Here is a 22620-nt window from a genome sequence, read left to right on the forward strand (position 1 = left end):
CTCGGACGGCACGCTGGAGTATCTGGGCCGGAATGACGAGCAGGTCAAGATCCGTGGATTCCGTATCGAACTCGGGGAGATCGAAGCGAAACTCGCCGAACACCCCGCCGTACGCTCCTGTGCCGTGCTGGCCCGGGAGGACCAGCCCGGCGAGAGGCAACTGGTGGCCTACGTCGTCCTGACCGACGCCCCCTCCGACGACGACTTCTCCGGTGGTGCCCCCTCCGTCGACGGGCCGGGCACACCCGACCACCGCGCCGAACTCGCGCGCCACCTGCGGCGGACGCTCCCCGACTACATGGTTCCCGGCGCCTTCGTGGCGCTGGAGCGGCTGCCGATCACTTCCAACGGCAAGCTCGACCGCAAGGCGCTTCCCGCTCCGGCGATCGACGCCTACGCCCAGCGTGACTACGCGCCGCCCAGGACCGCCACCGAGCGGATCCTCAGCTCCGCCTGGGCCGAGCTGATGGGCTTCGACGAGGAACGCGTCAGCACCCACGACAACTTCTTCGCGCTGGGCGGGCACTCCCTGCTCATCACCGTCCTGATAGCCCGGCTCAAGGAACACGGGCTGGACGTCACCGTACGCAGCGTCTTCGACAGCCCCACGCTGGCCGACCTGGCAGCCGAGATCGACCGAGGGACGGGCGGCGGCCCCGCCTACCAGGTTCCGGAGAACCCGATCCCGCCCGACTGCGAGCGGATCACCCCGCAGATGCTGCCGCTGATCCGGCTCGGCCAGGCCGAGATCGACTCCGTCGTGGAGAAGGTGCCCGGCGGCGCTCCCAACGTGCAGGACATCTACCCGCTCGTACCGTCGCAGGAAGGCATCCTCTTCCATCACCTGATGGATCCCGCGAACGACCCGTACGTCATCCCGATCCTGCTCGTCGCCCCCGACCAGCAGGTGTGCGACTCCTTCGTGGCCGCTCTCCAGGCGTTGGTGGACCGCCATGACGTGATGCGCACCGCCGTGCTCACCGAGGGCCTGCCCGAACCGGTACAGGTCGTGCTGCGTGACGTACGCCTGGAGGTCGAGCGGCTGACCCTCGACCCGGACGAGGACGCCGAGCGGCAGGCCCGCGCCCGGCTGTCCCGACCGGGCGCCATGAGGCTGGACCGGGCGCCGCTCCTGCGGCTCGAGGTCGCCGCCGACCGGCACTCGGCACAGCACTACCTGCTCCTGAGCGTGCACCACCTCATCGAGGACGCGACGTCCCTGCGGCTCATCCTCGACGAACTGACGGCCCACATGGCCGGCCGTCCGGAGCGACTGGCCCCGCCCCCGGCCTACCGCGACTTCGTCGGCCACACCCTGCACCAGCTGGCCTCCAACGACGCGGAGGCATTCTTCCGTCAGGAGCTGGGCGACGTCACCGAGCCGACCACACCGTTCCAGCTGGTGGACGTGCACGGCGACGGAAGCCGGGTCCGCGACCTGCGCCGCTCGCTCCCCGCCGGCCTGACACGCGACCTGCGCGCGCAGGCCCGCCGCCTGCGCATCAGCCCCGCGGGCCTCTTCCACGCGGCGTGGGCCCTGGTGGCCGGGGCCACCAGCGGGCGCGACGACGTGGTGTTCGGCACCGTCCTGTCCGGACGGCTCCAAGGCGTACCCGGTGTCGAGCGGATGCTGGGCAACTTCATCAACACCCTGCCCCTGCGGGTACAGCTGGGTGACCGCAGCGTCCAGGAGCTGGTGTCCGACGTCGACACCCGCCTGAAGGAACTGGTCTCCTACGAGCAGAGCGCGCTCACCCTGGCCCAGCGGTCCAGCGGTCTGGACAGCGACGCCACCCTGTTCAGTTCGATGATCAACTACCGGTACTTCGAGCCCCGCCGGGACGACGAGGGCCCGGCCACCCTGGAGGATCTGGGCATCCGCTGGCTGGGCTCCCTGGACCGCACCAACTACCCGGTCGGTGTGTCGGTCGACGACACCGGGACCGAACTCTCCCTGAACGCGCAGGTCGACGCCACCCTCTCGCCGGACGCGGTCCTGGGGTACGTGGAAGCCGCGCTGTCCGGGATCGTCGCCGCGCTGGCCGACGACGACGGAGCCGGCATCCGGGCGCTCGACATCGACGTCGTCCCGCCCACGGAGCGCCACCGTCTGCTGACCGAGTGGAACGACACCGCCAAGCCCTACCCCGACGACCACTGCCTGTCCGAGCTCTTCGAGGAGCAGGTGCGCGAGCGGCCGGACGCCGTCGCCGTCGAGTACGGCGACCAGCGCCTGACCTACGCGCAGACCAACGCCCGCGCCAACCGTGTCGCCCACTACCTGCGGGAACAGGGCGTGGGCCCGGACACCCTCGTCGGCCTGTGCGCACAGCGCTCGCCGGAGATGGTGGTCGGGCTGCTCGGCATCCTCAAGGCGGGCGGGGCCTACGTCCCCATCGACCCGGGCTACCCCCAGGAACGCATACGCACCCTGGTCGTCAGCTCCGGCGTGGAGATCGTGCTCAGCCAGTCGACCCAGCCGGACTCACTCCTCGAAGGCACCTCGGACGGCGTCAGCCCCCAGGTCGTCCACCTGGACACCGGGGAACGCGCCGACGACCGCGCCCAGGTGCTCTCCGGCCGGCCGGAGAGCGACCTGACCCGGGCGGAGCTGGGGCTCACCCCCGACCACCTCGCCTACGTCATCTTCACCTCCGGTTCCACCGGGCTACCCAAGGGTGTCCTCGTGGAACAGCGCGGCGTCGTCCGTCTGGTGCGCAATCCCGACTACTTCCCGACCACCTCCGCCACCGTCATGCTCCACCACTCGTCGATCTCGTTCGACGTGGGCTCGCAGGAGGTCCTCGGCCCGCTGCTGTCCGGCGGCCGGCTGGTCCTGCACGACGGCGACTCCAAGGACGTAGGCCGTCTGCTCGACCGGGTGGAGCGCTCCGGCGTCACCATGATGGCCCTGTCGGCGGCCTTCCTCCCGGCCTTCGCGGAGGCCGCACAGGGGCGGAGCCTGGCGCTGGAGTACCTGGGCGTGGGTGGCGAGGCGTTCTCCGCGAAGGACGTACGCCGGCTCCACCGGGCATACCCCGGGCTGACCGTCGTCAACGCCTACGGCCCCACCGAGAACAGCATCGCCTCCACCTGCCACGTCATTCCCCGGGACATCGCCGAGGACGCCGTCATCCCGATCGGCAGGCCCATCGCCCAATCCACCGCGTACGTGCTCGACGCGGGTCTGCGGCCGGTGCCGTGCGGTGTCGTGGGAGAACTGTGCGTGGGCGGCCCCGGTGTGGCACGCGGCTATCTCGACAACCCGGAGCTCGCCGGGCTCCGGTTCGTCACCGACCCCTTCGCCGACGAGCCCGGCGCCCGGCTGTACCGCACGGGCGACCTGGCCCGATGGCTGCCCGACGGCACCCTGGAGTTCATCGGCCGTGCCGACGACCAGGTGAAGGTGCGGGGTTTCCGCGTCGAGCTCGGCGAGATCGAGAACGCGCTGCTGTCCCATTCCTCCGTACGGAGCGCCGTCGTCACCACCCAGGCCGCGGGCGAGACCAAGAGGCTCGTCGCGTACGTACGGCCCACGTCGGAATGGCTCGACACCACGGCCCGGGACCAGAACGCCGAACGCCTCGAGCAGTGGCAGGAGCTCTTCGAGGACCAGTACTCCGGCCCGGCCGAGGACGACGCCACCGACGGGCCCAGCCTGATCGGCTGGAACAGCAGCTACACCGGGGAGCCCGTCCCCGAGGCCGAGATGGGCGAGTGGATCGACGGCACGGTCCGCCAGATCGAAGCGTTCCGGCCCCGGCGCCTGCTGGAGGTCGGCTGCGGAACCGGACTCCTCCTCTTCCGCTACGCCGAAGCCTGCGAAGCGGTGCACGCGTTCGACATCTCCGCCTCGGCCCTGGCCGGGGTACGTCGCGGGGTCGACCGCCGCGGCTGGTCCCACGTCACCCTCAGCCAGGGTGACGCCCGGTCCGTGACCGTGCCTCCGGGGACGGAGAAGTTCGACACCGTCGTCGTCAACTCCGTCGTGCAGTACTTCCCGAACCGGCTGTATCTGGAGGAGGTGATCGAGCGTCTGCTCCCCCTCGTCGCGGACGGCGGCCGGATCATGATCGGGGACGTCAGGAACCTCGATCTGTTCTCCGCCCACGTCGGCGCCGTGGAACGCAGCCGGCTGCCCGTGCGCACCTCCGTCGGCACGCTCGCCCGGCAGGTGCAGCGCCGCCGCCAGCAGGAGACCGAACTGCTGGTCAGCCCCAGCTACTTCGCGGCACTCACCGACCGCTTCCCCCGGATCGGCTCCGTCGACCTCACGGTCAAGCGCGGACTGGGCGACAACGAGATGCTCAGCTACCGCTACGACGTCGTCCTGACCAAGGGCGCCGCCGCGCCGCCCGAGAACCTGCCGTGGCTGACCGCCACCACCCCCGGTGAGCTGCGCACCCTCCTGGAAGACGGCGGGCACCCCCGCTTCGGCGTCACCGGACTGGTCAACCCGAAGGTCGCCGAGGACGTCCGCGTCAGCCGGGGCCTGGCCCGCTGGCCCTCCCGGACGCAGGTGGAGCCCCTCGCCGGCGCCTCACGCCTCTCCGACGACGCCGCCGCGCAGGTGCGGGAGCTCGAAGCCGTACTCCGGTACGCCGAGGAGCTCGGCCACCACGTCGCGGTGACCTGGTCCCAGGACCGGCTGGACGGCCTCGACGTGATTCTCGCCAAGGGGGAGCCGCCCCGTGCGCGGGCCCGTGAGGACTACCGCCGGTCGTACCTGGCGAACGTCCCGCAGATCGCCGGCACCGGCCAGGAGATGACCCGGACGCTCAAGGAGCACCTGTCCGGCAAGGTGCCCGAGTACATGGTGCCCAGCGTCTTCGTGGCACTCGAGGAGTTGCCCCTGACCCCCAACGGCAAGGTCGACAAGCAGGCGCTCCCCACGCCAGACGAGGCCGATGTGCACAAGGAGGTGTACGTCGCACCGCGCAGCGCCACCGAGCTCGTCCTGTGCCGGCTGGTCCAGGACGTCCTCGGGCTGGAGCGCGTCGGCCTCCAGGACGGCTTCTTCGACCTGGGCGGTCACTCCCTCCTCGCCACCCGTCTCACCATCCGGGTGAAGCAGGGGACGGGCAAGGAATTGCCGCTCCAGACGATCCTCTCCGGCGCCACCATCGGCGAGATGGCCGAGGCACTGGACGCCGCACCGAGCACCGCCCCGGCGCGGAGCGTCCCGCTTCTGCCCGTCACCGACGGCGCCGAGGCGGTCCCGCTCTCGTTCCAGCAGAGCGAACTGTGGTTCCTCAACCCGCACGAGCACCTGGGATCGGCGTACGACAACGTACAGATGGCCTACCGGATCATCGGCAGGCTGGACGCCCGTTCCTACGCGGGCGCGTTCGAGGCGCTCGTCGCCCGCCACGCGATCCTGCGCACCAGCTACGTGCGGTGCGGCGACTCCCTCACCCAGCGCGTGAACGACGTGTCCGGCTTCTCCGTGGCCTTCGAGGAGGTCACCGGTGACAGCGCGGTCGCCGAACTGCTGCGGGCCGAGCGGGTACGGCCGTTCGCCCCTGACGACCGGCACATGCTGCGCGTCCACCTCCTGACCCTGTCGGAGTACGAGCACGTCGCCGTGGTGACCAGGCCGTGGGGCATCTTCGACGGCTGGTCCACCGGCATATTCGTGGCCGAACTGAACGCCGCCTACCGGGCGCTGAGCCGGGGGGAGAAGCCGTCCCTGCCGGAGCTGCCCGTGCAGTACCCGGACTTCGCCCACTGGCAGCTGCGCGCGGTGGACGAGGCGGCCCGCGAGGAGCAGAGGGCGTACTGGCGCTCCCAGCTTGCCGCACTGCCGACGTGCACGTCGCTGCGCACCGACTACCGACGGCCCCCGGTCAAGTCGTACCAGGGGTCGGCGGTCGAGCTGAAGGTCCCCTCGGAGGTGCTCGGGCAGCTCCACCGCTTCAGCCAGGAGCAGGGCGGCACGCTCTACATGACGCTCCTGTCGGCGTACGCGGCGCTGCTCGGCGCGTACACCCCGGACCGCGAACTCGCGATCGGTTCCCCGGTCACCAACCGGCCCCTGCCGGAGCTGGAACGGCTCGTCGGCTACTTCATCAACGTACTGGTGATGCGGCTCGACGTGACCGCCGGCCAGGGCTTCGGCGAACTGCTGGGACAGGCCAAGCGGGTCACGGCCGCGGCCCATGAGCACAAGGACATTCCCTTCGCGGACCTGGCCCGGGAGCTCGTACCGAAGCCGGACCCCGCCCACACCCCGCTGTTCCAGATCATGTTCAACCTGGTGCCGGCGGCCGGACCCGCACCGCGGGACGAGGAGGCCGGGCACCTGGCGTTCGTGCCGCTGCGGACCGACAGCGGAGTGGCGAAGTTCGACCTCAACCTCGTCGTCCGGGAGACACCCGCGGGACTGCACGGATACCTGGAGTACAGCACCGACCTGTTCGCCAGGGAGACGATCGAGGAAATGGCGGCCACCTATGAGAGGTTGCTGCTCAAGATGGTGACGAATCCCGGGGCGAGCGTCTCGCAGCTGCGTGAAGCGGCGGCGGACAGCTCTCTCGGATAGGTCACCACCCCACCCCTGTCCGTCGTATTCACAGATTGCTGGTGCGCATATGACCAAGGAAGAAGTCTTTCCGCTGATTACCGAAGCGGTCCGCGAGATCCTCCCCGAACTCGCCGACCACACCTTCCGGTATTCCGATTCCCTGGAGGATCTCGGCGCGAACTCCATGGACCGCGCGGAGATAGTGATGACCGTGCTGGAGGAGATGGACCTGGAGATACCGCTGGTCGACACCTACGGCCCGCGGAATCTGGGCGAACTCGCCGAGCGGCTGAGCGAAAAAGCAGCGGTCAGGGCCGGGTGACATGAGGGACTCCGGCGGCAACCCTGCCACCGCCGACATCGCCGCCACCACGGATTGCGCCGACCCCGAACTCGTGGTCACCGGGCTGGGCGTCACCAGCGCCATCGGCCAGGGCAAGGACGCCTTCGCACGGGGCCTGTTCGCCGGGGACCATGGATTCGCGGTCATGGACCGCCCCGGCCGGCAGCTCGGCACCCGGTTCGTGGGCGCCGAGATACCGAGGCTGGAGCCCACCACCCGGCTGGCAGCGCGGGACCTGCGGACCGTCTCCCTCACCGGACAGGCCGCCCTGGTCACCCTCGAAGAGGCATGGACCGAGGCCCGGCTGGACGAGTTCGACCCCGAGCGGATCGGCCTCGTCATCGGAGGCAGCAATCTCCAGCAGCGGGAACAGGTCCTGGCGCACGACAGGCACCGGGCCAAGCCGCGCTTCCTGCGGCCCCGCTACGGCATGTCCTTCCTGGACACGGACCTGTGCGGGCTGTGCACCAGCGCGTTCTCCGTTCGCGGCTTCGCCCACACCGTGGGCGGAGCCTCGGCGAGCGGCCAGCTCGCGATCATCGAGGCGGCGGAGGCGGTCGCCTCCGGCCGGGTCGACGTCTGCATCGCTGTGGGCGCGCTGGCGGACCTGTCGTACTGGGAGCTGCTGGGGCTGCAATCGATGGGCGCCATGGCGTCCGAGGAGAGCGCGCACGCCCCCGGCCTGGCCTGCCGGCCCTTCGACCGGCAGCGGGCCGGCTTCGTCTTCGGCGAGGCGTGCGGCGCGCTGGTCATCGAGCGCCGGGGCGCCCGGCCGGGGCAGGAGGACACCCTCTACGCGCGGCTCAGCGGCTGGTCGGTGCAGTTGGACGGCAACCGCAACCCCGATCCCTCCCTGGACGGCGAGATCCGGGCGATCCGCCAGGCCCTCGACCGGGCCGGGTTGACCGCCGACGCCATCGACTACGTCAACCCTCACGGCACCGCCTCCCACGTCGGAGACGAGACGGAGGTGGCGGCGCTGCGGGCCTGCGGCCTCACGCATGCCGCGATCAACGCCACGAAGTCGATCACCGGTCACGGTCTGACGGCGGCCGGGGCCGTGGAGGCGGTCGCCACGCTCCTCCAGATGAAGCTCGGACGACTGCACCCGACCCGCAATCTCACCGACCCGATCGACGCGTCCCTGCGCTGGGTGCGCGACGAGGCCGTAGAGGCCGAGGTCCGCCACTGCCTGAACCTGAGCATGGGCTTCGGTGGCATCAACACCGCACTGTGCATGAGCGCATGCGGCTCATAGAGAGCAGATGAACGTACGTCATGTCCCGCGTCGGTATCGAAGCGATGAATGTGTTTGGCGGCTCGGCAGTGCTCGACGTCATGCAGCTGGCGAAGCACCGGGAGCTCGACCTCCCGAGACTGAACAACCTGATGATGAAGGAGAAGACCGTCGCGCTGCCGTTCGAGGACCCGGTGACCTTCGGGGCCAACGCGGCCAGGCCGATCCTCGACCGGATGAGCGCGGCGGAGAAGGACAGCATCGAGCTGCTGATCACCTGCACCGAGTCCGGCTTCGACTTCTCGAAGTCGGCCAGCACCTATCTGCACGACCAGCTCGGACTGAGCCGCAACTGCCGGATGTTCGAGCTGAAGCAGGCATGCTACGCCGGCACGGCCGGGCTGCAGATGGCCTGCAACCTGATCCTTTCCGGCACCTCACCGGGCGCCAAGGCCCTGGTGATCGCCACGGACATCTCGCGCTACATCCTCGAGGACGGCGACGACGCGGCAGCGCAGGACTGGGCCTACGCGGAGCCGAGCGGCGGCGCGGGCGCGGTGGCCATGCTGATCAGCGACACCCCGCACGTCTTCCAGCTCGACGTCGGCGCCAGTGGCTACTACGGCTACGAGGTCATGGACACCTGCCGTCCGGCGCCGGACAGCGAGGCGGGCGACGTGGACCTGTCCCTGATGTCGTACCTGGACTGCTGTGAGAAGGCATACCTGGCGTACGAGGGCAAGGTGGAGGGCGCCGACTACCGTGACTCCTTCCAGTACCTCGCCTTCCACACTCCTTTCGGAGGCATGGTCAAGGGTGCCCACCGCACGATGATGCGCAAGGTCGCCAAGGCCAAGGGCGCCGAGATCGCCGAGGACTTCGAACGGCGCGTCATGCCCGGTCTGACCTACTGCCGCCGCGTCGGGAACATCATGGGCGCGACGGTCTTCCTCTCGCTGGCCGGCACCGTCTGCAACGGCCGCTTCGACTCACCCCAGCGCCTCGGCCTGTTCTCGTACGGATCCGGCTGCTGCTCCGAGTTCTACAGCGGCGTGGTGACTCCCGACGGCGCGGCGCGGCTGAGGGACATGGGGATCGAGGGTCACCTGGACGCCCGCTACCAGCTGTCCCTCGACGAGTACGACGCGCTCCTCCGGGAGAGCGAGTTCGTCCGGGTCGGCACCCGCGACACCGTTGTCAACCAGGAGTACGTCCCCCGCACCCGGCGCGGCACGGGGTCGGCTCCGCGCCTCGTACTGAAGGCGATCAAGGAGTTCCACCGGGAGTACGCATGGATCGACTGACTTACTCCACCCTGCGGGTGCGCGAGGAGGGCAGCGTGCTGTTCGCGCGCATCCACCGGCCGGAGGCGGGCAACGCCATCAACGCCGACCTCGTGCACGAGCTGAACGACGTCTTCACCAGGGCATCGGCCTCCCCGGCCGTCACCGTCGTCGTCCTCGAAGGGCTGCCCGAGGTGTTCTGCTTCGGTGCGGACTTCCACGCGATCAGCGCGGCGGCCCGCCAGGGCCAGGACACGGCGTTCAACCCCGAGCACATGTTCGAGCTCTTTCGGCGGATGGCGTACGGGGACGTCCTCACCATCGCCCACGTCCGGGGCAGGGCGAACGCGGGCGGAGTGGGCCTGGTGGCGGCGAGCGATGTGGTGATCGCGGACGAAAGCGCCTCGTTCAGCCTCTCCGAGCTGCTGTTCGGGCTGATACCGGCCGTCGTGCTGCCGTACCTGATCCGCCGGACCGGCTTCCAGCGCGCCCACTACCTTGCCGGTACGACCCAGACCATCCACGCCCGGCAGGCGCACGAATGGGGGCTGGTCGACGCCCTCGGCGCGGACAGCGACGCGCTGGTGCGCCGCCATCTGCAACGTCTGGGCCACCTTTCCAAGAAGGGCGTCGCGCGCTACAAGGCGTACCTGCGGGAACTGTCCCCGATCTCCGAGCACACCAAGGGCGTCGCACTGGCCACCAATCGTGAGGTGTTCGCGGACCCCGACAACGTGCGGGCGATCCGGCGTTACGCGGAGCGTGGCGTCTTCCCCTGGGAGGACAGCGCCACGGCTGACCCGCCCGCCCCCTCGCCGGGCTCCACCCCCGGCGTGTCCACGGAACAGGCCCCGGCCGACCAGGACGAGCAGCCCGCCCCGCCAGGCCCGCGGGCCCCATCGACCGAGGACACCGTGGAACCACAGCACCACCACCCCACCGAAAGGTTCGCCGTCCCGCCCCAGGCTCTCGGCAACCCCCGATTCCGCGAGACGCACGGCATCGACTACAACTACGCCGCGGGCGCGATGTACAAGGGCATCGCCTCGGCCGAACTCGTCACCGCCCTCGGCAACGCCGGAATGCTGGGCTTCTTCGGCACCGGCGGACTCACCCCGGACGTCATCGACGACGCGATCACGCGGATCAAGCGGGACCTGCGCCCCGGTCGCGCCTACGGCATGAACCTGCTCAGCAACCCCCAGGAGCCCGAGCTGGAAATGCGTACGGTGGAGCTCTACCTGCGCCATGGGGTCCGCTCCGTCGAGGCATCGGCCTACGTCCGGCCGACCCTCCCGCTCGTGCGTTACCGGCTGGCGGGGCTCGGCACGGACGGCGACGGCCGGATACGGCAGGACCACCACATCGTCGCGAAGGTGTCGCGTACCGAGGTCGCGGAGCGGTTCCTGCGCCCGGCGCCGGCGGAACTGGTCCGCCAACTGCTCGACCGCGGTCTGATCACCCCCGAGCAGGCGGAGCTCGGCGCACGTGTCCCGCTCGCCCAGGACCTCTGTGTGGAGGCCGACTCCGCAGGCCACACCGACGGCGGCAACGCCTATGTGCTGATGCCCGTGATGCGCGCCCTGCGCGACCGGGTGTGCCGCGAGCAGACATACCCCCCCGAAGCCGAGGTCCGCGTCGGAGCGGCGGGCGGCATCGGTTCCCCGGAGGCGGCGCTCGCGGCGTTCACCCTGGGCGCCGAGTTCATCGTGACCGGCTCCATCAACCAGTGCACCGTGGAGGCCGGCACCAGCGACGCCGTCAAGGACATCCTCCAGGACCTCGGCGCCCACGACACGGACTACGCCCCCGCCGGCGACATGTTCGAGGTCGGCGCCAGGGTGCAGGCCGTGAGGAAGGGGACCTTCTTCCCGGCCCGTGCCCAGAAGCTGTACGAGCTGTACCTGCGGCACGACGCGATCGAGGAGCTCGACGCCCGGACCCGGGCCACGCTGGAGGACAAGTACTTCAAGCGCTCGATCGACGAGGTGTGGGAGGAGACCCGCGCCCATCTGGCCCAGCGCTTCCCGGACCGGCTCGCGGAGGCCGAGCGGAACCCCAAGCAGAGGATGGCGCTCGTCTTCCGCTGGTACTTCGTCCACTCCACCCGGCTGGCCATGAGGGGCAGCACCACCCAGCGGGTCGACTACCAGATCCACTGCGGCCCCGCGATGGGCGCCTTCAACAGCTGGGTGAAGGGCACCGACCTGGAACCCTGGCGCAGCCGCAGAGCCGACGTCATCGCGGAGCGACTCCTGCGGGAGACCGCCGCACTGCTCGGCCGGCGTCTCGGCGAGTACGCCGCACACGGCACGCGCGCCGCCCCCGCCCTCCACGGCGAACCAGTCATTCCCGCGACGACAGCTGAGTGATCACATGAAGTCAGTGTATGTATTTCCCGGACAGGGCTCGCAGCGCAAGGGCATGGGCGAGGGGCTGTTCGAGAAGTTCCCGGACCTGATGGCCCAGGCGGACGACGTTCTCGGCTACTCGCTCCGGGAACTGTGCCTCCACGACCCTGACCGGGTGCTGGGCAGGACGGAGTACACCCAGCCCGCCCTCTACGCGGTCAGCGCCCTGCAGTACCTGGACCGCGTCGCCTCCGGCGAGGAGCTGCCGGCCGTCGTGGCCGGACACAGCCTCGGGGAGTACTGCGCCCTGTTCGCCGCCGGTGCCTTCGACTTCGCCACCGGACTCGACCTGGTGCGCAAGCGCGGCGAGTTGATGAGCCGGGCTCCCAAGGGCGCGATGGCCGCCGTGGTGAACCTGGACCAGGAGCGGGTGGCCGAGGTCCTGGCCGGTCTGCCCTACCGCGGCATCGACATCGCCAACATCAACTCACGTCAGCAGTGCATCATCTCCGGCGACTACGACGAAGTCCTCGCACCCGACGTCCGCGCCGCCTACACGGAGGCCGGAGCCGCCTTCATCCCCCTCCACGTGAGCGCCGCCTTCCACTCGCGCTGCATGACCGAGGTGCAGGACGAGTTCGCCCGCCATCTCTCCGGATTCCGGCTCGGTACCCTCACGATCCCCGTGGTCGCCAACCTCACGGCCCGGCCGTACCCCACCACCGGTTACGCGGACCTGCTCGTCCAGCAGATATCAAGCCCTGTCAGGTGGTACGAATCGGTCTCCTGGCTGATGGGCCAGGGGCACCACGACTTCCACGAGATCGGCCCGGGCAACGTACTGACCAAGCTCACCGACAAGATCCGCCGGGATCCCCTGCCGTTCGACGAGGCTCCGCCCGCCCCGCGCCGGACGAGGCAGCGGCCCGAAGTCGTCTTCATGTACGGGGGACAGGGCACCCAGTACCACCGGATGGGGCAGCAGCTGTACGACACGCATCCGGTGTTCCGGGACGCCATGGACCGGTGCGACGAGCTGTACGAGGCGGCCAACGGCACCTCACTCGTGGCCGCCATCCACGACACCACCCGACGGGGCCAGGACTTCGACGACATCCTGCAGACGCACGCCGCCCTCTACAGCATCGGATGGAGCCTGACCGAGGCACTGCGCGACGAGGGCTTCCACCCCGACGCGGTGCTCGGCCACAGCCTGGGCGAGTACATCGCCGCGACCGTGGCCGGGGCGATGTCCTTCGAGGACGGCCTGGACCTCGTCATGCGGCAGGCCCATCTGCTGAAGTCGCGCTGCCGCCCCGGCGGCATGCTCAGTGTCCTCGCCCCACCGGACCTCTACCAGCGGCGACGTGACCTGTTCGCCGGCCTGTCACTGGCGGGCGTCAACTACGCGGGGGAGTCCACGGGCAACTTCGTCGTCAGCGGCGAGAGCGAGCGGATCGTCGAGGCGCGCACGGCGCTGGACGAGGAGGGGGTGATCGCCGTCGGACTGCCCGTCCGGTACGCGTTCCACTCCAACCTCCTCGACGACGTCCGCCACGAGTGCCGCGGCCTCGGCCGTGCCGTGCCGGCCGGCCGGCCGCAGTTGCCGGTCTACTCCTGCGCCTACGCGGGGAAGCTGGAGAGCGACTCGCTGGAGAGCTGGGACACCTACGTCTGGGACGTGATCCGTGGCCGGGTGCGCTTCGACGAGCTGATGGCCACCTCGTTCCGCTCCCCGCGCCGGCACTACTTCGTGGACCTCAGCGCCAGCGGCTCCTTCGTCAACTTCCTGAAGCACGGCTACGGACCCGACCACCGGGGTGCGTCCGCGATCAACCAGTTCGGGAACAACACCGCGTCGATGGCCAAGCTGCGCGAGGGACTGCTCTCCGTCACCGGGGAGGACACCCCCGCCCTGGTGTGAGGCGGCACCGCGAAAGGGCCCACCGGACGACCCGGTGAGCCCTTCGTGGTATCCGCTCAGGGGCCCGCTCAGCCGACCGACACCGGCAGCGAGGCCGGACCGCGCACGTTGATACGGCCGTTCCACGTCACATCGCCGTCGAGGGCCAGCTTCGGGAACCGCCCCAGCATCCGCTCGAAGGTGATACTCGCCTCCAGCCGAGCCAGCGAAGCCCCCAGGCAGTGGTGCGAACCGGAACCGAACGAGACGTGCCCCCGGGCGCCCTCCCGGTCCAGGCGCAGGGTGTCAGCGTCCGGACCCCAGTGCAGCTCGTCCCGGTTCGCCGAGGCCAGGCCCGCGATCACGAACGAACCGGCAGGGATCTCGACCCCGCTGAGCACGGTGGGCTCGACGGTGATCCGCCGGCTCGACTGGAGCGGGCTGTCGTAACGGAGCAGCTCGTCGACGGCGTTCGTCATCAAGGAGACGTCCGAGCGCAGCGCGGCGAACTGGCCGGGGTGGCGCAGCAGCGCCAGCGTGCCGCCGGCGAGCAGATTCACCGTGGTCTCGTGACCCGCGATGTAGAGCAGCAGGATCTGGGCGACCAGTTCGTCGTCGCTGAGCGCGTCGCCGTCCTCCTCCGCCTCGATCAGAGCCGTCATCAGGTCGTCGGAGGGATTACGGCGCTTCCAGGCGATCATCTCGGCGGTGATCCCGGCGAGCTCCTCGTCCGCCGCCTCGATCGCCTGCATCAGGCCCGGGTCCGCGACCGGTTCGAGGGAGCGGACCATCGTGCCGCTCAGCTCGCGGATCCGCGCATGGTCGGTGGACGGCGCGCCCAGCATTTCCGCGATCACGGTGAACGGCAGCGGAGAGGCCAGTGCGGGAACCAGATCCGCCCGGCCCTCGTCGGCGACCCGGTCCAGCATCCCGTCGACGAGTTCGCCGATGCGCGGCGCGAGCGCCTGGATCGACTTCGGCGTGAAGGCCTTCTGCACCAGCTTGCGCAGTCGCGTGTGATCCGGTGCGTCCCGGTCGATCATCGAGAAGCCGTCGATGAGCGGCGTCTTGCGCGACTCGTCCTTCTGCCGCAGGTTGACCATCGCACCCGAGGTGACGTTGCGCAGCTCGACCGACGCACCGGAACGCAGGAGCGCCGAAACGTCCTCGTACCGGGTGATGACCCAGAACCCCATCGGGTGGGCGTAGACCGGAGCCGCCTGCCGCAGCAGGGCGTACTGCGGATAGGGATTGTCGGTGAAACCCTCGGCGAACGGATTGAACAGTGGTATCTGTTCACTCGGGAGAGCTTCCCCGGGCATCTCTGCTCCTCTGTCGCGTGACGTGCATCAGTTGACGCTGAGACAGAGTAGACGCGGCCCATGGTCCGGTCTTACCCGGGGCCGCGGGAGCACCAGGTCAGGCCGCGTGCGGCGGCCGAACGGGGGAGCGGACGGCAGGTCCCCGCCCGGTGCGCGAAGGTGGCCTGCGCGCGCCGGCGGAGCCGTGCCGAGGTCCGGGCTCTACGCGGTCCAGTGACCGGGCCGCTGGAGGGCCGCCGGGATCTTCGTCGCCCCGTCACCCCGGGCGGCGTTGAGCTGCGGCTGCGTGAGGAACAGGGCTCCCGTCAGGTCCGCCCCGCACAGGTTCGCGTCCCGCAGGTCCGCACCGATGAGGTCCGCCTCCCGCAGGTCCGCGCCCGACAGGTCGGCGGCGATCAGATAGGCGCCGCGCATGCTGGCCCCGCGCAGCTTGGCGCTCCGCATGCGCTTGCCCATGAGGTCGGCACCCCGGTGGTCCTTCTTACGGCCGGGCACGTCGGCGCGGGCGAGCTCGCTGGCCCGCAGCAGCAGCCCGTTCACCTCCCCGCGCAACGCCATCACGTCGACGGCGAGCAGCGACTCCGCCGTGTCCCGGGTCATCGCGTCGATCCGGTCGTAGAAGCGACGCAGATCGCGGTGGACGGGCCGGGCGGCCGGGAGGTCCATGGACTCGGCGATGTACCGCAGCAGCTCGTGCAAGTGCCGCATGACCGGGAAGACCTCGTACATCGTGCCGGCCGAAGCCGGATCTTCCCGCCAGCTGCGGCCCTCGAAAGTAACCTGGGAGACCTTCTGCCCGGCCCCGAAGCAGTCGAAGACCGTGCAGCCGTTGTAACCGCTGTCGCGCAGCCGCTCGTGGATACCGCAGCGGAAGTCCTGCTGGAGGTTGCTGCACGGGGTCCCGGCGGCCTTGTCCGCGGCGAAGTCCGCCGAGCGAGTGAAGGTGAGCGCCACGCAGCACAGGCCGAAGCAGTTCCCGCAGTCGGCCTGCAGGTCGGGGTTGGCGGCGTTCGGGGTGTGCTGGGACAAAACGGCGGCTCTCCTGGTGAGGCGGGGCGGTGGACCACGTGAACCCCCTGCGACGTCCGGCCCTGCGCACGGGGAAGGCAGCCTCCCACCCTACTCCGGTCCCGTGCGCCGTTACCACTTGCCTCCCGCCGGCCCCCGCCCGCCTCCGGGGCAACGGGCGCGACGCCCGCCCGGTCGGTGCGGACGAGGACGGTGGGCCGGGCGCCGCGCCTCGACAGCACGTTCTGCCCCCCGCCAGGACGTACCTGCCGTATCCACGCCACAGGGACGGCGAGACGCGTTCACCGCACGCCGCCGGTGAGCAGCACACCCACCGGTGCCATGGGCGGTCGCCCGGTCCTGGCCGGCCCCACGCCGAAGCCATCTGTCACTCTTCGTAGCCCGGTATCTCGCAGCGCGGATGACGGCTGTGCCACGTGCCCCGGATGTGGTGGGTCTCACTGGATCGCGTGACTTTCGGCAGTGGCGCCCGGCGGGCTGCCCGGTCCGGTCGTTGTGCCAGGTCGCCGCTGTGCGTGCGAGGATCCGGCACAGGACCCCGGCTGACACCGTGGAGGCACTCCGGCAGCGCCTGGCGTTCCTCGGCGCGTACGGCGGGGAGCCAGGCCGTGGGGGGCTCGGAGCCGGCCGGGAGGCGGACGCGGAACCAGCTGGTGGACCGCCGGTCCTCCTCGTCGATGATGGGCTCCCCGTCGGGCACCTGGCAGTCGGCGGTGAGAACGTCGCCGTGCCACACCCGGGTCGGTACGACGTTCCCCGCGGTGTAGGGCTGCACGGGATCGATCGCCAGACCCAAGCTGCACCGCGGGTCCCGGTCGACCCGCTCCTGGCAGCCCCGCTCCGCGTTGTACACCCGGACCGTGCCGGGCGGCGCGGCCGGCGTCGTCCGTACCCCGTCCGAGCACAGGGTCGCGCCGGCGATCCCGCACAGCGCGGTGGCCAGGAAGGCGGCGCGGGCCCGGCCGCCCAGCGGTCCCGCCCCCGCCCCGGGCGTCTCCCGGTGGGCGGCGATGCGGGCGAGCAGGCTCTCGGCGGTGTGGGGGGCGCGGGTCTCGTGGGTCGGGGCGAGGCAGTCGGCGGCCAGCGCGCGCCAGAACGGCGGCACGGCGTGGTCCATGCGCAGCGGCGCACGCCCCTCGCCGTACTCCTGGACCGCGGCGCCCCGCGCCACGGGTGTGGCCCCGGCGAACGGTGAGGCGCCGGACGCGAACACCTCGTGGATGACGATGCCCAGTGCCCAGATGTCCGCGGTCGGCCGGACCCGCACGCCGCGTTCGCCGAGAGGCGCCCTCCAGCGCTCGGGCGGGAAGTAGTCCAGGGTGCCCATGGGAGGCGCGTACCCGTGTGTCCCCGTCAGCTCGGTGGCGAGGCCGAAGTCCGAGAGCTTCACGGAGCGGTCCCTGGCCAACAGGACGTTCTCCGGCTTGAGATCGGCATGGACCCAGCCCGACCGGTGGAGGTGGGCGAGTCCCTCGCAGACACCCGCGATCAGCCGGCCGCGATCGGCCTCGGGCACGCCCGCGTCGACCAGTTCCCGCAGACTGCCGACGGCCCGTTCCATGACCAGCACGATCGCACCCTCCAGGGCGGGGCGGTCGGGAGCGGCGAGAACGAACGACTCCAGAAGGCCGATCAGCCGGGGATGCCCGGCCCTGCGCCCGAGTTCGACCTCGCGGCGGGCGGATTCCACGATCCGGCGCGCCTGGCGTGGCGCGAGCCCGGCGATCGGCATGATCTTGAGTGCGACATCGGTGGGGCCCGCCTGCGCGGCGGTCCCGCCGGTTCGGCCAGGGTGCTCATCGGCCGGTCGCGCCGCGTACACCGTGGACCAGCCCCCGGAACCGATCAGGTGGGTGACCACCCAGTCTCCGACCTGGTAGCCGGGTGGAAGCAGGCCCGTCCCGTCGCGTCCCGTGGTGCCCCCCAGGCCGTGCGGCGGCCTCATCGTGCGGCCTGCCGCTCCCGCCCTCGGGCCCCCGCCAGGGGCGGCAACAGTGCGAGGTGCTCCTCTCGTACGAGCCCGAAGCGCAGCGCCAGCCCGACGATCTCCTCCCGCTTGCCGTTGCGGCGGTCGCCCTTGCCGGACTCGTGGGCGTCCGGGGCGCCTATGCGCAGCTTCTCCTCGGCGAGGTAGTCGATGTGCGAGCTGACCGCCCGCGCCGTCAGCTCGCCACAGCTGAGGTGCCCCCTGAGCCGCTCGACGATCTGGGGAGTGGTGGGGACCGCCACCCGTGACTGGTCGCGCAGGCGCGGTTCGCAGAGCGCGACCAGGACGAGGAAGTACGTGGCCGTCTCGTTCAGGGAGTACGCGGTGACCGTGCTGTTCCCCCAGGGGACACCCATGGCCTCCGGGTCCAGATAGACGTGGTCGGGAGCGAACACCTGGAAGGAGATCGAGACGTCACCACGCGTGGGCAGTACGACGCGCGAGAACTCGAACGGGATCGGCGCCCCGACCCGTCGCGGAGGAACCCGCAGGTATTCCCCCGCTCCCTCCGGGTTCTCCACGAGATAGCTGTGGGTGGTGCTGTGGTTCGTCAACTGCCAGTGGTCTTCGGTCACATGGATCTCCCCGGCGAGCCGGGAGATCGCAGGGTCGTCGAGGCGCAGCTCGACGGGGATCGTCGTGGAGCCTCGTCCGAAGCGGGCGACCTCGCCGGGACCCAGCCGTAACGTCACCGTGTCACCGTGCGGTTCGCCGCCGTCGGCGCCTCCGCCTCCCCGCGGCAGATGGACGACTACACCGCTCACCGCTCCCCCCGTTCCACGCGTCGCTTGTCGGACCAGCGGAACGATACTCATCTCTCGGGGGAGTCCACCGGCACTTCGGCCACATCGCCGGAACCGGCCGCCCGGGGTCGAGGACGTCCCGTTCAGGACCGCGCACCGTGGGGCAAAGTCACCGTACGGGGAGGGGGCGGTGCGAAGGAGGCGTCGAAGACCCGTTCCCGGCGTACGATCCGCCCGCTCAGAGAGCGGGGCTGCCCGACACGAGGGGCGCGATCGCGCGGTCACCGAAGGTGGTCCACGGTTGCCACCCGCCGCTCGGCCGGGCCTGGACGCGGGTCCGTATCCGGCTCGCGACGGTGACGGCGAAGACGTGCAGCCGCCCGGTGGCGTCGAGCGCCGCCGTGGGCGTGGCGACGAGCCGGATGCCGGGCTCGCCGAACTCCGCACCCGGATGCGCGTCCCCGCCAGGAGCGACCTGCCAGCGGTGGCCGAGCCGGGCTCCGCCGGGCGCAAGGGAGAACGCCTCCAGCCGGCCGTCGGCGTTCACGGCGAACGCCGGGGCGGCGGCGCTCCAGCCGAACAGCGGCAGCCATGCGTCCCAGCCGCCGCTCGGCACGGCCTGCCGCCGGACGAAGGTTCCCACGCCCGACGGTCCGATCGCGGCGACGGTGAGCCGGCCGCTGCCGTCCCTGGCCACCCGAGGCGCGGTGCCGGCCGCGGTGCCGAATCGCTGCCATGACGCGGTCCAGGGGCCGCCGGGGGCTTCCTGCCAACGGTGGTCGATGCCCGAGCCGCCGGGGGCGAGGGCGATCACCTCCAGCCGGCCGTCTGCGTTCGCCGCGACGATCGGTGGCGCGCCCGCCGCCCCGCCGAATCCGGGCTCCCACGGGTCCCAGGCCGGGGACCCGGCCGACCTCTGCCGTCGCCGCGCGACGGAGGCGCCGCCGGGGGCGAGAGCGAAGACCTCCAGCCGGCCGTAGGCGTCGCGGGCGACGGCGGGGGCGGCACCGGCCGGGCCGCCGAACTCCTCCCAGTCGTGCCAGCCGCCGTCCGGCCGCTGCACCCGGTGGTGCAGGTGGGCGCCGCCCGGGGCGAGCGAGAACACCTCGAGCCTGCCGTCGGCGGCGCGTCCGAGCGTGGGAACCGCACCGGCCGGCCCTCCGAAGGGCTCCCACTCCGACCAGCTGTCCGTGTGCGGGTCGAGCTGGACGCGCCGCAGCATCGCGCGGTCGGCGGCGTCGAGTGCGAACACCGTGAGGCGGCCGTCCACGTCGAGGCCGGCCACCGGGTTGTCGGGGCTCTGCCACGGCGGTGGCGTGTCCCGCCATGACAGGGGCGCCACGTACAGCCCGTTCCGGAACCAGCCCGCGGCGCCGGCGTACCAGGTCTCCCCGTCGCGGATCACCTCCACGGCGTGACCTGGCACGTGCCCCGTGTATCCGGCGAGCTCGAAACGGAACGGGTTTTGCGACGCGAGGACGTCGGTGCCCTCGTAGCCGTTGCGCGGACCGATGAACAGGTAGTACCAGCCGTCCCGTTCGACGACGAACGGCGACTCGGTGACCGAGACGGTCGCGTCCGTGCTCGCGTCGGTGAACGCGACCCCCGGCTCGCCCCAGTGCAGCAGATCGGCGGAACGCCGGTAGGCCACGACATGGTGGCCGCCCGGGCCGGAGAGTTCGGTGTAGTACATGGCCCACTCGCCGCCCACCCGCAGCACCATGGGGTCACGCGCCGCGAGCCCCCGGAACAGCGGGCCGGACGGTTCGCGTGTCCAGGTGAAAAGGTCGGTCGACGTGGCGAGGTTGATCGCCGCGCCGCTCGCGCCACCCGCGGCGTAGAACATCCAGAACCTGCCGCCCGCCTCGACGACGTGCGGCGCCCACAGGTGATCCTCACCGAAGTAGGACGGGTCGACGACGAGCGCGTCGGGGTGGCTGGTCCACGGTCCGTGCGGGCCCGGTGCGGAGGCGTGGGCGAAGGAGATCTCCGCCGCGCTGTCCGGAGATTCGCCACGCGGCGCGCTGTTCCCGACGATGCCGAACAGGTGCCAGCGGCCCTGAGCCTTGATCAGCGTGTGATCGTTGAGATAGCGCGGGCCTGCGGAGGTGGACGGGTCGTAGACGTGGGTGAAGGGTCCCGCGCCGACCCGGTGAGGGGGCGCGACGTCCTCGCAGGGCACGGCGGCGACGGCCGGGCCGGCACCCAGGAACGGGAGGGCGCCGACACCCGCCGCACCACGCAACAGGCTCCGTCTGCTGATCGGAAGCATGAGTTCCTTCAGGGGGATCAGTCGACGGCGGGGCCGGCGGAGTTGTTGAGCCAGGTCCAGTCGGACCAGGTGGCGAAGCTGGTCTGCCATGTGTGGAAGGTACCGGCGTGGCTCGTACCGAAGACCTCGATGCGGCCGTCGGCGTTGGTGGCCGCGGTGACCTCGGTGCCGCCGGTGCCGAAGGGAGCCCAGTCGCTGTAGGGGGCGTTCACGGCGGTCTGCCACATGTGCATGGCGGTGGTGCCGTTCATGGCGAAGACCTCGACGCGGCCGTCGGCGGTGCGTTCACTCGTGAGCTGCGAGTCGGCAGGACCGCTCACGGGTTGCCATGTAGACCAACTCGTCGCGTTCGTCTGGTACTTGTGGAAAACGCCGATCGGGCCGGAGGCGAAGACCTCCAGACGTCCGTCGGCGTTGTGGTCGACCGTGAGGTCGTGTCCGCCTTCGCCGAATCCGGCCCACGAGGACCAGCCGCCGCTGGGGGCGGTCTGGTACCGGTGCTGGAAGGTGGTGCCGTTGAGAGCGAAGACCTCCAGGCGGCCGTCGGGTGCCTTCTCCATCTCCACCCGGCTGTCGGCGGGGCCGCCGCCCGTGGGCTCCCATCCCGACCAGGCGCCGTTCGGAGCGATTTGATACCGGTGGAAGAGCCCCTCGGGGCCTGACGCGTAGACCTCGATGCGGCCGTCGGCGTTGACGCCGGCCGCGGTGTCCCGTCCGCCACCGCCGAAGGCCTCCCATCCCGACCAGCCACCGGACGGGCTCAGCTGCCAGCGGTGCTCGAACGTGTTCCCGTTGATGGCGAGCAGTTCCAGGCGGCCGTCGGCGTTCGGGGCGAGGGCGAGTTCGGCGTTGCCGGGCCCGCCGAGCGATTCCCACTCCGACCAGTTGCCGTTGACCTTCTGCTGCCAGGCGTGGTGGATGCCATCCGCTCCGGCGGCGAACAGCTCCAGCCGCCCGTCCGCCGACCGCGCCGACACGACCCGGCCCGACTCCGCCGGATACACCAGCGGTTGGGGCCGAGGGCCGCTGCCCGGGGTGCAGGGCAGCACGACGCCGCGCTCCGCGAGGTGGACCTCTGGGTCGATTCCGTAGGAGAAGGACCGGTCCTTCCAGATCCGCAGATGGAGATGGGGACCGGTGGACTGCCCCTCGGAGCCCATCAGGGCGATCTGCCGGCCGGCCACGACGCGGTCGCCGACGGAGACGTCCCGCCGGATCATGTGCCCGTACTCGGAGAGCCTCCCGTCGGGGTGCAGGATCTGGATCCACTGGCCGTAGCCGCTGTCGTACCCGGAGACGGTCACCTCGCCGTCGCCCACGGCGTGGACCGGCGTGCCGACGGCGTTGGCGATGTCGACGCCGTTGTGGTCGCTGTGGAAGTGCTGGGAGACGAAACCGGCGGCCGGGCAGGCCGCGGCGGCGGCGGTACGGGCGGCCGCGGCCGGAGTCGCGGGCAGCAGAGTCGGCAGCAGCAGGCCGGCTGTCGACGCGAGAACCCAGGTCAGTGCGCGTCGGAAAAGCCCTGGAAGCACGAGCTCTCCTCCCTTCGGCAGTCTCGAGGTGAGGGGGACGGGCGGTCGGGGCCGTGCGGACGGGCGGTACGGAAGCTAGCAACAGCGTGGGGCCG

Annotated in this window: 12 protein-coding genes; 6 read left to right on the forward strand and 6 right to left on the reverse strand. The window is 70.9% G+C overall.

From position 1 onward, the window contains the following. Positions 1-79: 79 nt before the first annotated feature. Genes ACWD04_RS17560 through fabD form a run of 6 tightly spaced genes read left to right on the forward strand, consistent with a single transcriptional unit; the run spans position 80 to position 13661 of the window. Positions 80-6541 (forward strand): amino acid adenylation domain-containing protein, encoded by a 6462-nt coding sequence (locus ACWD04_RS17560; RefSeq protein WP_451133120.1) that lies wholly within the window; start codon positions 80-82, stop codon positions 6539-6541. A 49-nt stretch (positions 6542-6590) separates the two neighbouring features. Beyond that, positions 6591-6845 carry an acyl carrier protein gene (locus ACWD04_RS17565; RefSeq protein WP_451132800.1) on the forward strand — a complete coding sequence of 85 codons (255 nt, stop codon included), beginning with the start codon at positions 6591-6593 and terminating at the stop codon, positions 6843-6845. Between the two features lies 1 nt (position 6846). Beyond that, the gene (locus ACWD04_RS17570; RefSeq protein ID WP_451132802.1) at positions 6847-8124 is read left to right on the forward strand and encodes a beta-ketoacyl synthase N-terminal-like domain-containing protein; all 1278 of its coding nucleotides are present in this window, start codon (positions 6847-6849) and stop codon (positions 8122-8124) included. Positions 8125-8144: 20 nt separating this feature from the next. Beyond that, positions 8145-9407: a hydroxymethylglutaryl-CoA synthase family protein gene (locus tag ACWD04_RS17575; protein ID WP_451132804.1), complete on the forward strand. Its 1263-nt coding sequence runs from the start codon at positions 8145-8147 to the stop codon at positions 9405-9407. Next, a complete protein-coding gene (locus ACWD04_RS17580) occupies positions 9395-11758 on the forward strand; it encodes an enoyl-CoA hydratase/isomerase (protein WP_451132806.1) in 2364 nt (787 codons plus the stop codon). The genes ACWD04_RS17575 and ACWD04_RS17580 overlap by 13 nt, the downstream gene beginning before the upstream one ends. A gap of 4 nt (positions 11759-11762) precedes the next feature. Further along, complete coding sequence (fabD, locus tag ACWD04_RS17585; protein WP_451132808.1) at positions 11763-13661, forward strand: ACP S-malonyltransferase; 1899 nt, start codon at positions 11763-11765, stop codon at positions 13659-13661. Positions 13662-13729: 68 nt separating this feature from the next. On the opposite strand, the gene ACWD04_RS17590 is transcribed toward fabD, so the two are convergent. The 6 genes from ACWD04_RS17590 to ACWD04_RS17615 all read right to left on the reverse strand — a co-directional run bounded on the left by ACWD04_RS17590 (position 13730) and on the right by ACWD04_RS17615 (position 22525). Beyond that, positions 13730-14962 carry a cytochrome P450 gene (locus ACWD04_RS17590; RefSeq protein WP_451132810.1) on the reverse strand — a complete coding sequence of 411 codons (1233 nt, stop codon included), beginning with the start codon at positions 14960-14962 and terminating at the stop codon, positions 13730-13732. A 201-nt stretch (positions 14963-15163) separates the two neighbouring features. Further along, the gene (locus ACWD04_RS17595) at positions 15164-15991 is read right to left on the reverse strand and encodes a pentapeptide repeat-containing protein (RefSeq protein WP_451132812.1); all 828 of its coding nucleotides are present in this window, start codon (positions 15989-15991) and stop codon (positions 15164-15166) included. Positions 15992-16358: 367 nt separating this feature from the next. Beyond that, positions 16359-17936, reverse strand: coding sequence for a serine/threonine-protein kinase (locus tag ACWD04_RS17600; RefSeq protein ID WP_451132814.1), 1578 nt, complete (start codon positions 17934-17936; stop codon positions 16359-16361). Next, positions 17933-18742 carry a serine/threonine protein kinase gene (locus ACWD04_RS17605; RefSeq protein WP_451132816.1) on the reverse strand — a complete coding sequence of 270 codons (810 nt, stop codon included), beginning with the start codon at positions 18740-18742 and terminating at the stop codon, positions 17933-17935. Before ACWD04_RS17605 ends, ACWD04_RS17600 begins: the two co-directional genes overlap by 4 nt. A 217-nt stretch (positions 18743-18959) precedes the next feature. After that, positions 18960-20993: a family 43 glycosylhydrolase gene (locus ACWD04_RS17610; RefSeq protein WP_451133122.1), complete on the reverse strand. Its 2034-nt coding sequence runs from the start codon at positions 20991-20993 to the stop codon at positions 18960-18962. 17 nt (positions 20994-21010) lie between these two features. Beyond that, complete coding sequence (locus tag ACWD04_RS17615) at positions 21011-22525, reverse strand: peptidoglycan DD-metalloendopeptidase family protein (RefSeq protein WP_451132818.1); 1515 nt, start codon at positions 22523-22525, stop codon at positions 21011-21013. Between the last annotated feature and the right edge of the window lie 95 nt (positions 22526-22620).

The organism is Streptomyces sp. NPDC002911, from assembly GCF_053591835.1.